Raw genomic sequence first — 11149 nt, 5'->3', positions numbered from 1 at the left:
GGGGGGCGTGGGGGGGGGGGGCGGCCCCCGCGCCGCCCCACTCCTCGATTCCCGCTGCGCAAGGTCACCACCATGACACACCTCCCTCTTCACTCCGCCCTGCCCTCATCCCGCACGCTCACCCGTTGCCGTTCCCTCGCCGCCGTCACCGCGATTGCGGTCGGAGCTCTCACCCTCGCCGGATGCGCCTCATCCGAACCGGAAGTGACATCACCAGCGCCTGTGGCCACCACCCACGTGCACAGCATCGTGCCTGCCCCGGACGGAAACGGGTTCCTCATCGGCACCCACGAAGGCATCTACACCGCCACCGAGGACGGCCAGCTCGGTGGCCCGGTCGCCGGCCCCGTGTTCGATGCGATGGGTCTGACCTCGATCGACGGCACCCTGATCGCCTCCGGTCACCCCGGGCCCGACACTCCTCCCGAACTCGGCGCCCCGCACCTGGGCATCATCCGCAGCACCGACACCGCGCAGTCCTGGCAACCAGTCGCCTACACCGGCGAGAAGGACTTCCACGTCCTCGCCGCCGGCCCTAGTGGCACCCTGTACGGCATCACGACCGACAGCCCCGACATCCTCACCAGCACCGACCAGGGCAAGACATGGGCACCCACCGGAAGCGCCCTGCCGGCGTTCAACCTGACCGTCGACGCAGATGAACGCCTCATCGCATCCACTCCCGACGGACTACAGGTGAGTCTCGACGGCGGGGGCCGCTTCGTCCCGTGGGACGGTGCCCCACTCATCGCACTTCTCAACACGTCCCCCGACCGGCAACGCATTGTCGGGGTTGGCAGCGGTAACACCCTCTGGGTCGCGCAGGCAGGATCACAGGCGTGGGAGCAAGTGGGCGTTGCCCCAGCCACCCCGCAGGCCGTTGCGATTGCCGACACTGGCGACATCCTTATCGCCGGGGAATCGGGGCTCACCGCGCTACCCGTCTCCAAGCAGTTGACTTCACCGAACTGACCGACCATGACGGACATCCAGAGCGTCACTGACGACGTCCCATGCGGTTGCGGCCCCACTGCGGAAGAGGCCCGCACGCTACGTGGGGGAATCACTCGGAGGCGCGCGCTCAGCGCCGGCGCGATCGGGGTCTTCCTCGCCGCGACCGGAGCCAGCCTCGCTCCGTCAGCATTCGCCGCGGAATACCCCACCTGGGATGACGTCGAAAAGGCTCGGAACAACGAGGCCGCGAAGGGCGCCGAAGTCACCCGAATTCAAGGGCTGATCCGATCACTCGTTATTGCGTACATCGGCAGCACCGGCGCCTCCAGCGGCTGCCACCTCCACTTCGAGGTATACGTCGGCGGCGTCCGGGTTGACCCTGCCCCCTTCCTCCGAGCACGAGGGGTCGCAGTTTGAACCACCCCACGCCCGGACCGCCCGCGGGCACAACCGTCCGCCGCTCGGAGGCAGCACCTGGCGAAGAGCGAACATCTGCCCTGGAGCATGCGTTGAAACTGCGTGCCTTCGATGGCCGGATGACCGTTCCGGAGAGGGCAGCCCATATTGCTGTGTACCTTGAGCTGGCGCGAGAGCTTGATACACGCGACGCGCAGTCCGAGGGTGTATCGCCTGACCTGTGCGCGTGGGACTCTACGGTCATTCAGGCCGCCGACGCCTGCCGGGAAGTTGCGGTGACGCTCGGCCAGGCCACCGTCGAGCTGGCCGCGGTACGGAATGCGGCGCGGCGGTGCCTGTCCGCGATCTCGTCGTGTGGCGACATCTGCGGACCACACAAGGAGGCAACTGCTTCCTGCGCACGGCGAGTGGACATCGCCAGACGAGGGGCGAAGGCTTGCGCGGACCTCATTTCATCCATCTGAGCAGCCTTCTGCTGCGGTCGCACCGATAACGATCGTTTGCGGCGCGGTGAGTGAAGGCACACCAGATCGAATGCCAGAAACGTGCGCCGTAAGCGGGTTTCGGTAGGCGTATTCGGTGGGGTGTGAGCCGGATGTGCTTACACCCAGGCCCCAGAGATGTCGCCTGGGGTGAAGCCGTTCCAATAGGTCATCAATCACTGTATAGTTCAGTGTGTGCTGACTATTTCCTCACGCCTCGATGTCATGAACCGGCTCGGCCGGGCCATGGCCGATCCCACGCGTTCCCGAATCCTAATGTCTCTGCTCGGTGGACCGAGCTACCCGGCTGTGCTCTCTCGTGAGCTGGAGCTGACGCGTTCGAACGTGTCGAACCATCTCACCTGCCTGCGTGACTGCGGGATTGTCGTTGCCGAGCCGGAGGGTCGCCAGACTCGTTACGAGATCGCCGACCCGCATCTTACGGCTGCGCTCGTCGCGCTCGTGGACGTGACGCTGGCGGTCGATGAGCACGCGCCGTGCGTGGACTCTGCGTGCACGGTGGCTGGCTGCTGTGGGACGGGGGCGGACGCGTGAGCGCGGCGTGTGGCTGCGAGCACGAGCCTGCCCAGCCTGCCACTGCGGCGGAGGATGAGACCGAAGAGGTTGTGCGGCCCTGGTGGAGGGACCGTGGGATCATGGTGCCGGTCTTCTCCGGTGTCGCATTCCTGGCCGGTCTGATCCTTGAATGGTCCGGCCTCGAGATCCCGGCGCTGGTGTTGTTCTGGGCCGGTCTGCTCCTCGGTGCGTCGACGTTCACGCCCGGCGCGATCCGGAAACTGTTCAAGGGCAAGCTCGGTATCGGGCTGCTGATGACGATCAGCGCGATCGGCGCGGTCATCCTTGGCTACGTGGAGGAGGCTGCGGCTCTGGCGTTCTTGTACTCGATTGCTGAGGCGCTCGAGGACAAGGCGATGGACCGTGCCCGGGGCGGGCTGAGGGCGCTGCTGAAGCTCGTGCCGGAGACAGCGACCGTGCTGCAGAACGGCGTCTCTGCGCAGGTGCCCGCGAGAGAGCTGACGGTCGGCCAGGTCATGGTGGTCCGTCCCGGCGAGCGGATCGCAACCGACGGGATCGTCCGTTCTGGCCGCTCCAGCCTGGACACCTCGGCGATCACCGGGGAGTCGATCCCCGTCGAGGTCGAGCCCGGCGATGCGGTGTCGGCCGGTGCGATCAACAGCGCCGGCGCGCTGGAGGTCGAAACGACCGCTGCGGGCACCGACAACTCGCTCACCACGATCGTGGAGCTGGTCGAGAAGGCGCAGACCGAGAAGGGCGAGCGTGCACGTCTCGCGGACAGGATCGCCCGCCCGCTCGTACCCGGCGTTCTGATCCTCGCAGCGCTCGTCGCGATCATCGGGTCGCTGCTGGGCGATCCAGAGGTGTGGATCACCCGCGCGCTTGTCGTGCTGGTCGCCGCTTCTCCGTGTGCGCTGGCGATCTCGGTGCCGCTGACGGTCGTCGCCGCGATCGGCGCAGCAAGCAAGTTCGGCGTGATCATCAAGTCCGGCGCCGTCTTCGAGCGCTTCGGCACGGTCCGCCACGTCGCGGTCGACAAGACCGGCACCCTCACCCGCAACGAACCTGCGGTCACCGCGGTGCTCACTGCGAACGGCGTGACCGAGACACAGGCGCTGGCCTGGGCGGCCGCACTGGAGCAGCACAGCACGCATCCCCTTGCCTCTGCGATCACCGCCGCGGCCCCGGGCACACCGGCAGCTGCAGATGTGACCGAGCAGGCCGGGCACGGCATCGACGGCACTGTCGGCGGATCGAGAATCACCGTCGGCAGTCCTCGCTGGCTGGACGCGGGCGACCTCGGGAAGCAGGTCGCGGAGTTGGAGGAGCAGGGCATGACCGTCGTGATCGTCCACCGCGACGGAACCCCCGTCGCCGCGATCGGCGTCCGCGACGAACTGCGCCCTGAAGTCCCCGAGGTAGTCCGGACGCTCACCAACCAAGGCGTCGGCGTGACGATGCTCACCGGAGACAACGCCCGCACCGCTCGTGCACTGGCCGCGCAGGCCGGGATCAGCAACGTGCGCGCGGAACTGCGTCCCGAGGATAAGGCAACCGCGATCGGCGAGCTGTCAAAGGCGGGGCCGGTCGCGATGATCGGCGACGGAATCAACGACGCACCGGCCCTCGCTGGCGCAGACATCGGTATCGCGATGGGCGCCACCGGCTCCGACGCGGCAATCGAATCCGCCGACGTGGCCTTCACCGGCCATGATCTGCGCCTCATCCCGCGAGCGTTCGATCACGCCCGCCGCGGTCGACGGATCATCAACCAGAACATCATCCTGTCGCTGCTGATCATCACTGCACTGCTCCCGCTCGCGCTCTTCGGCGTCCTGGGGCTCGCGGCCGTCGTCCTGGTCCACGAGGTCGCGGAGGTCATCGTGATCCTCAACGGTCTGCGCGCCGCACGCACCCGCACGCCACGACTGGAAAGCTGATGCTCGCAACTATCGGTTCAGCGATCGGCCTGTTCGCGGCAACCAACATCGACGACATTGTCGTGCTCACCGTGCTGTTCCTGGCTTCCAGTCGAGGGAAGCCCCGGCCGTGGCAGATCGTCGCGGGCCAGTATCTCGGGTTCATCACCCTCGTCGTGATCAGCGTGATCGCCGCTCTCGGTCTCACCATCGTTCCGGACGAATGGGTCGGTTTCCTGGGTCTGATCCCGCTCGGCATCGGCATCTGGACGCTCATTCGCGGCCTGCGCCGTAACAGCGATGACGATGATGACGACTCCAAGATCACCGCGGTCGGACTATGGGGCGTCGCAGGGATCACGATCGCCAACGGGGCCGACAACATCTCCCTCTACACGCCGATCTTCCGCACCAGCGCCCCCAGCGACGTCGCGATCATGATCGTCGTATTCCTGATCCTCGTCGCGGTCTGGTGCGCGGCCGGCCGGCTGATCGGCACCAACAAGGCTGTTACCGAGGGGCTGGAGCGCGTCGAGCACTGGCTCGTACCGGCCGTGTTCATCGGCCTGGGCCTGTTCATCCTGATCGAATCTGGGGTCATCGTCCGTCTGATCGAGGTGCTCGCATGACCCCCTCCCAGTCAGAGGCTCATCCGCCCGCTGCGCGCAAGCTGTCGTCGACCCGGCGGCGGCAGCTCACTGGTGGAGCGCTCTTGATCGCCGTGGTCGTCGTGCTGATCGATCAGGGGACCAAGGTGTGGGCCGAAGCGACCCTCACCGACCGTGAGCGCATCCCGCTGATCGGTGACCTGCTGGGTTTGCAGCTCGCCTATAACCCCGGAGCGGCATTCTCCTTCGGGGAAGGCTTCACCTGGGTGTTCGCGCTGCTCGCTGTCGCCGCCACGGTCACAGCGATCGTGTTCGCGTTCCGAGTGCAACGCGTGAGATGGGCGATCGTCATCGGCGCGCTCGGCGGCGCTTCCGCCTCACACGCAGGCGACCGCCTTTTCCGGGACCCCGGATTCGCCCGTGGTCACGTCGTGGACTTCCTCGCCTACGGAAACTGGTTCATCGGCAACATCGCCGACATCGTAATCTTCGCCGCAGCGATCACCGGAGCAGTTTTCATGATCCGCGCCGGGGATGAGAGCACCGAGTGAGATCCGTTGTGCGGTGGTGGGACACCCATCAACTCGCCCTCTACATCGGCGCGATCGCCGTGGGCAGCCGTTGAGTGAGTTCACGCTTAGGCAGGCGGGCGGTCGCGATGTAGGCGCAGAGCCACCCACCAGCCGCATCGTCGACAGATGAAAGCGCGATCGTCTCCGAGTGCGTGCAGCTTCTTGCGTGGCAGATGTCGCCCGCAGCACGTGCACGCAACGTCCTCGTCAGTCGCCATGAGCGGAGAGCGCCTCTCGAATCTGTTCAACCGTTGGCATCCCGGCCAGCCCAGCAGGGGTGCTGTAAATACGGCAGGCGAGGTCATTGCTTCGCCCCGACCCCGGAAAGAGATCGTTGCCATCCAGGGTGATCGTGGGGGAGCCCGCGAACGAGACTGCGCCCGCGTCCTCCTCCGTCCGGATGAATCGGTAGTGAACCTCCGATTCGTCGTGGCCTGTTTCTCGTAGCGCCTCAGAAACACGACGGCCAGCCTCAACCCAGCTGGGGCAGCCGGCGATATAAAGCAGCTCAATCTCCACGACTCAATCATCCTCGACTTCGCTGTTGATGTCGTGCCCGGGCTACCACCGAAAACGATCGTTTTCGGCGCGGTCAGCGCCGGCGTTGGAAGGCCCGCGACACGCCCGCGAACAATGCGCCGAAACCCCGCGCCGAAACCTATTCACGCCGAAACCTCGGCGGTAGCGTTTTCGGTGTGACACACCTGGTGGGGTACGCGCGAGTCTCCAAGCGCGACCAGAACCCCGACGCGCAGGAGGCCGAGCTACGCGCCGCCGGGTGCTCCCGTGTCTTCGTCGACCACGGCGAATCGAGCCGCGTCACCGATCGCCCCCAGTGGCTCGCCTGCCTGGACTACCTGCGTCCCGGGGACACCTTGAAGGTCCGCCGGCTTGACCGTCTCGCGGGGAGCGAGCGGATCCTGATCGAGACACTGCACGATCTCGATTCGCGAGGGGTCAACATCGTGAGCTTGACCGAACCGGCAATCGACACGACCACACCGATGGGGCGCGCCCTGTTCGGCATCGTGTCCGTGTTCGCGCAACTGCGCGTCGACACGATCAGGGACAACACGCAGCGAGGCCTCGACCACGCGCGCGCGCAGGGGCGAGTCGGAGGACGACCTTCAGTGATGACGCCCGAACGCATTGCCGCAGCCGAGCGGATGCGGGATGAACACCAGAGCTTCGAGGCGATCGCCCGCACTCTCGGCGTCAGTGCAACGAGCGTTCGCCGCGCCCTCACCCGTGAGTCCTGAAGGAAGCTGGTTGTATGCCTGATATCGAGGAGCTTGCGGTCGGCGCGGTGAAGAACGCGCTTGCCTACTGTCCGCGCCTCAAATCGGACATCCTCGCGAACGACAAGACCCCCATCACTGACGGTCATATCGACCTATACGAGGGTGTTTCCCGGAAAGTGTCGGGGCTGCTCGGACGGGTGCCCGTCCAGGTGAAGGGTCGAACACACGCAGGAAAGAAGACCTACGCGAAATCAGCCTTGACGTTCTCCGTAGATCTGTCCGTCCTTGCCTACTTCCGGGACAACCAGGGTGGGGTGTACTTCTACGTAGCGGTCGACCCGGACGCCAGGCAGCACAAGGTGTTCTACGCCAACATGATCCCTTTCAAGCTCGACCGTCTCCTCAAAGGTCTGCGGCCAGGCCAGAAAAGTGCAAGCATCCATCTCCGCGAGTTGCCTACCGAGGCGGAGAAGGTGGAAAGGATCATCGATCTGGCGTGGCGAGCCAGAAAACAAGATGTCAATCAGGGCGCGAACCCATTAGCTATCCGAGATGGTGTCGGACTGACAATTTACTCAGCCGACGGCGTAGACCTGTCGAGGCCGACCACCTTGAGCCTCGACGAGACAGACTTCGCCGTCGTGATGCACACGACGGATGGGTTGAATCTGCACGTCGACATTGATCTCCAGATCACCCCGCAAAGCTATGTCGCTCAGGTCCGAGACATCGAGACCAGCTGCGGCGGGGTGACATACCCCCAGGTGACAGTCAGGCAACTCGACGAGACCTCGCTCGAGATCCTGCTCGGACCACTGATTCGGTTCGTTATACGAGAGACAACACGGGAAATGAATCTCACCGTGGCCCTGTCGAGCGCGAGTTCCCTGGTGGAACAACTCGACGCCATGGACTTCTTCATCGCTGCACACCGGGGCAGCCCGATCAGGATTGACGACCGCGAGTACACCCCATCCTCTATGCCCGCGCCGCCCGATAACGAGCTCACCGAGCGGCGCGAACTCGTTCGTAGGATGAAAGAAGTTGCGGACGCTCTCGGCATCGATCCATCGGTCATCGACGCGTCGACGATCGATGATCAACAGGCTTTCACCATCACACGTCTGCATGACGCGATCGTTAACGGTGCAGAGGTTCGCGCTGACGACGGAGGAGCTGGACGCTTCGATCTTCCCTTTGGCCGTGCGAACACGGTGTTGATGGTCCTGCCCGGTGAGTCAGAGAACATGTGGCGGTTCATCAACGTCTTCGACATCGCTAACCGCGGGCTCTTCAAACTTTATGGGACGTCCGAAAACGGCGAACTCGTCGAGGTGGAGGGTACGGCATACGAAGGCCTCGAAGAGGACGAACTAGCTGTGACCGCAAACTTGCAACTCCAAACCATCGTCGAGGCCTACGCCGCACTTGACTCGCGTGATCGCGCACTGGGGCTGGTGACCCCGAAAGTGCTGCAACTCCTGCTCGCGGCGGACAACCCAGTCGCTATCCAATCGGAACAGCTGCTGCGAGCGGCTGAGGAGTTGAACGACTGGCTGATTGCAGAGTCCCCAGAGACAGACTCCGTGCATTTGATCAACCGTTGGCAAATGCGAAGCAGACGAGGCCTCCAGGACGACGACGATCGATCGGCGATCCGCGGCGAACGGCGACGCGCACTGCGGTCCAACGCATCAAACGCCGACGAGATCGACGTGTGCTGCGCCATTCTGCTGGGCGATCCTGAGGACATTGCGCACTCAATCGACGCCCTCGCTCCTGAGAAGCGGGCAGACGTCGAGTCCTGGCCCATTTGGCATCTCTACCGTCCGCTCGGTTCAACCGCAGACCCGGCCCACGAGCCTCTCGAAGCATAAGACGAACCGACCTCGACCCTCTGTCGACAGGGCCCAGAACCGGACCACTGTTGGATTTCGTCGACAACGGCGAATCGAGCCGCGTCACCGACGGTCTCTAGTGGGTGGCTTGCCTGGACTATCGGCGTCCTGTCGGCATGCTGAAGGTCCGCCGGCTTTAGCGCCTTGCCGGAGCGAACGCTTTCTGATCGAGACGCTGCACGACAGAGGTATGAAAGCTCGCCCGCACCGGGACGACGTGACCGATCTGGTTGTGGCGGGATCCGACGGGGTGGCCGCAGCGAACCTGAACGCTCGGTCCCGCAATTGACGCGGTCGGGCGGCGATTGGATAGACCTGAATAATGGAACCGCCTCCCGATAACCGCGGCCGGTGTCGGCCCTCAGAGCGGTTTCATCACGTCGTCGCCAACGGCGTACTCGGACAGTGAGTCCGACGGGTCGCGCCGAGAGTCTGGTGGTGCGGGCCGTTAAGGACGGCATGTACGACGAGGCGCGCGCACGAGCTTCCTCGTCGCCGCTACCCCGCTTGCATGAACAGTACGACGCGACCGTCGAAAATGCATCAGCACTCCTCGAGAAGCGCGAGAACGCTGTCTCGTCTGGGCCGCCGTGGTGTTCTAGTAGGAAGCGGGCTACGGGCCATCGTGTTTCTGCAACAGGGAACCTGAGGCCGCGCCGCACTGAGGCTCGTGCAGTGTGTCGGAGCCAGCGGCTGATCAGTAGTCGGGCTCGCTCCGCATCCACAGTTTCCGAGCACGCTTGGCCCTCCAACTCGTTCCGTTCACCCAGTTGCCCCGGGCGTTCAGGACAAACCCAAGAGCGCGCATTAGCTGCGCGGAGGCGTGTGGGCCGAGGTCGAGTCGATGCTCGACCTCGGCCCTGCTCCACTCGCTTTTCGAATCGATGAACTTGCGCAGCACTGGCGGGCTATCGATATTCCGAGTTGCCCATTGTTGAGCAACACGCCTCGCGGCACGGTCGCGCTTTCCGTTACTGACACGAAGCAAAAGCCTCTCGCCGACCCAGCTCAAGCCCGCCCCTACTCCTAGGTCCACCCCCATCGTAAGGAGCCAGTTGACGATGTCGAGTGGCGCGCCATCTCCGCCTCCAATACCAACGACCAAGCGGACGAGGACCTTAGAAGCATCTCCGACTACATACCCGTGGTCTGCCATCTCGAGTAGAGAGGAGGCGCTGATCGCGTTAGGCGCACTCAACGCAAGAGGGCCCGCCCACGCCACCCTGCCTTGCTGATCGAGCTCCCACTCCACCGTCTCAGCGCTCAGAGGATGCTCGAGGCTAGAAGTCGGAACCCCAGAACGCAGAAGAGCGAGTTGATAGTAGCCGTCGGCGATTAGCTTCTTCGTCGCGTCGTCGATGCCCTCCAGAGCCTCCACTGCCCGCAGTACCTCGGAGTGAAGAGACTGTCTGCTTGTGGCCGGGACGGCTCCGATCTCTACGAGAGGGGAGCGCGGCTGGGGCAATTCGAACCGTGCTCGTGCGTCCGATTGAGACATGAATAGGGTGATGGAATCTTGGGACACAACCGAACCTTAGTGAGGTTGCAGCTCCGAGAGATGAAATCGAAGTACTCGACAGTCGGCGTCGGTACCTGGCTGGCTCGCCCGGGTGCCGCGGATGTCGACGTACGCGATCATCAATGTATGGGGATCATCACCAGGTACATCAACAAGAGAGTGCTCGACGTCTGGGAGGGCGCGTTGGGCCGTCTCAGCGTCAATCAATATGAGTCCGCCGCGATCACACGCGCGTTGGAATCCATGGAGCACCTCATCGACTGCCGGGACGCAGTGGATTCAGCGCGCGATGCTGTGCGTCGCGCTGACGACGATTCGAAGTTGACTTACAACCCGACTCAATACCAGCAAAAGCAGCTCTTCAGAGTCGTGAGCACCTTCTACGACGCGTTCTACAGCACGGTGTCAGCTTGGTCAGGCGTCGTATCTCGCTTCAGCGACGTCTTTGCTAGGACCTTTCCGAACAACACCGCATTCCTGAAGTGGTTTGATACGACGTATCCAGAGCAACACGACGCTTCCCTAGAGCTAGAGCGGGCTCGAGCGTTCCGCGCAATGCTTGCGCATCCGCAGTCATTCCCGCCGTACAGCTTCGCGACTCGTGCGACCCAGTGGGACGGCGGGCTAGCGGTCGTCGTTCACGGACCATACGCGCGCGGGCAGCAGAAGATTCCTGGAGGTGCTCAAGATGCTCATCCCATGCTCGGAACTACTGGCGGCTGGGAATTCGAAGCCCCCGATGAGGTGAGCGTGGCCAACTGCGTGTCCATCTTGGCGGAGGGCGTCCTCGCCGCGATTCTGAGCAGCCGGACCGCGAAGTCGGCGTTCGCCAAACCCATCACATTCGACGAGGCGATCGAGCTGTTGGAAGGAGACATGGACGTTTCCGCGTCGGCTAGAGCTTGGCACCGAATGTCAGACTTGCTCGAGCCCTGAGGCCGCGGATCGATACGTCCAAAGAAGTCGGGTCAAACGGGCCCTGATTCCGTCCTCCAGAGGCAA

General features: G+C 64.0%; 12 protein-coding genes. 10 read left to right on the top strand and 2 right to left on the bottom strand.

Annotated elements, in window-relative coordinates; genetic code table 11:
• The first annotated feature begins 222 nt into the window (after positions 1-222).
• The 7 genes from M3190_RS10845 to M3190_RS10815 all read left to right on the top strand — a co-directional run bounded on the left by M3190_RS10845 (position 223) and on the right by M3190_RS10815 (position 5468).
• Complete coding sequence (locus M3190_RS10845) at positions 223-972, top strand: WD40/YVTN/BNR-like repeat-containing protein (RefSeq protein WP_251581235.1); 750 nt, start codon at positions 223-225, stop codon at positions 970-972.
• A gap of 6 nt (positions 973-978) precedes the next feature.
• Positions 979-1371: a M23 family metallopeptidase gene (locus tag M3190_RS10840; RefSeq protein ID WP_251581233.1), complete on the top strand. Its 393-nt coding sequence runs from the start codon at positions 979-981 to the stop codon at positions 1369-1371.
• Between the two features lie 119 nt (positions 1372-1490).
• Positions 1491-1835, top strand: a complete 345-nt coding sequence (locus M3190_RS10835; RefSeq protein ID WP_157526368.1) for a hypothetical protein — start codon at positions 1491-1493, stop codon at positions 1833-1835.
• A 213-nt stretch (positions 1836-2048) separates the two neighbouring features.
• The gene (gene cmtR, locus M3190_RS10830) at positions 2049-2408 is read left to right on the top strand and encodes a Cd(II)/Pb(II)-sensing metalloregulatory transcriptional regulator CmtR (RefSeq protein ID WP_036275916.1); all 360 of its coding nucleotides are present in this window, start codon (positions 2049-2051) and stop codon (positions 2406-2408) included.
• The gene (locus tag M3190_RS10825; RefSeq protein WP_197491836.1) at positions 2405-4330 is read left to right on the top strand and encodes a heavy metal translocating P-type ATPase; all 1926 of its coding nucleotides are present in this window, start codon (positions 2405-2407) and stop codon (positions 4328-4330) included. The genes cmtR and M3190_RS10825 overlap by 4 nt, the downstream gene beginning before the upstream one ends.
• The gene (locus M3190_RS10820) at positions 4330-4938 is read left to right on the top strand and encodes a cadmium resistance transporter (RefSeq protein ID WP_036275918.1); all 609 of its coding nucleotides are present in this window, start codon (positions 4330-4332) and stop codon (positions 4936-4938) included. The genes M3190_RS10825 and M3190_RS10820 overlap by 1 nt, the downstream gene beginning before the upstream one ends.
• The gene (locus tag M3190_RS10815; RefSeq protein WP_251581231.1) at positions 4935-5468 is read left to right on the top strand and encodes a signal peptidase II; all 534 of its coding nucleotides are present in this window, start codon (positions 4935-4937) and stop codon (positions 5466-5468) included. The genes M3190_RS10820 and M3190_RS10815 overlap by 4 nt, the downstream gene beginning before the upstream one ends.
• Positions 5469-5696: 228 nt before the next feature.
• Here the strand turns inward: M3190_RS10815 and M3190_RS10810 are convergent, their stop codons facing one another.
• Positions 5697-6008 carry a thioredoxin family protein gene (locus M3190_RS10810; protein WP_251581229.1) on the bottom strand — a complete coding sequence of 104 codons (312 nt, stop codon included), beginning with the start codon at positions 6006-6008 and terminating at the stop codon, positions 5697-5699.
• A gap of 176 nt (positions 6009-6184) precedes the next feature.
• Between M3190_RS10810 and M3190_RS10805 the strand changes: the two genes are divergently transcribed.
• Both M3190_RS10805 and M3190_RS10800 read left to right on the top strand, forming a co-directional pair.
• Positions 6185-6748 carry a recombinase family protein gene (locus M3190_RS10805; protein ID WP_251581227.1) on the top strand — a complete coding sequence of 188 codons (564 nt, stop codon included), beginning with the start codon at positions 6185-6187 and terminating at the stop codon, positions 6746-6748.
• 14 nt (positions 6749-6762) lie between these two features.
• Positions 6763-8607, top strand: a complete 1845-nt coding sequence (locus M3190_RS10800; protein ID WP_251581225.1) for a hypothetical protein — start codon at positions 6763-6765, stop codon at positions 8605-8607.
• Positions 8608-9325: 718 nt separating this feature from the next.
• Here the strand turns inward: M3190_RS10800 and M3190_RS10795 are convergent.
• Positions 9326-10006, bottom strand: coding sequence for a hypothetical protein (locus tag M3190_RS10795; RefSeq protein WP_251581223.1), 681 nt, complete (start codon positions 10004-10006; stop codon positions 9326-9328).
• A gap of 267 nt (positions 10007-10273) precedes the next feature.
• Between M3190_RS10795 and M3190_RS10790 the strand changes: the two genes are divergently transcribed.
• Positions 10274-11083 (top strand): hypothetical protein, encoded by an 810-nt coding sequence (locus tag M3190_RS10790; RefSeq protein WP_251581222.1) that lies wholly within the window; start codon positions 10274-10276, stop codon positions 11081-11083.
• Positions 11084-11149: the final 66 nt, after the last annotated feature.

It is taken from the genome of Microbacterium oleivorans (genome assembly GCF_023715745.1).
In the GTDB taxonomy this organism is placed as follows: domain Bacteria; phylum Actinomycetota; class Actinomycetes; order Actinomycetales; family Microbacteriaceae; genus Microbacterium; species Microbacterium oleivorans_D.
The sequence above is the reverse complement of the archived record's forward strand: the minus strand, read 5'-3'. Positions and strand labels throughout refer to the sequence as shown.

What these genes read in the sequence shown, in the direction of transcription:
- M3190_RS10840 (WP_251581233.1), top strand. Translation starts at nt 979, where the DNA reads ATGACGGACATCCAGAGCGTCACTGACGACGTCCCATGCGGTTGCGGC.
- M3190_RS10835 (WP_157526368.1), top strand. Translation starts at nt 1,491, where the DNA reads ATGACCGTTCCGGAGAGGGCAGCCCATATTGCTGTGTACCTTGAGCTG.
- M3190_RS10820 (WP_036275918.1), top strand. Translation starts at nt 4,330, where the DNA reads ATGCTCGCAACTATCGGTTCAGCGATCGGCCTGTTCGCGGCAACCAAC.
- M3190_RS10815 (WP_251581231.1), top strand. Translation starts at nt 4,935, where the DNA reads ATGACCCCCTCCCAGTCAGAGGCTCATCCGCCCGCTGCGCGCAAGCTG.
- M3190_RS10800 (WP_251581225.1), top strand. Translation starts at nt 6,763, where the DNA reads ATGCCTGATATCGAGGAGCTTGCGGTCGGCGCGGTGAAGAACGCGCTT.
- M3190_RS10790 (WP_251581222.1), top strand. Translation starts at nt 10,274, where the DNA reads ATGGGGATCATCACCAGGTACATCAACAAGAGAGTGCTCGACGTCTGG.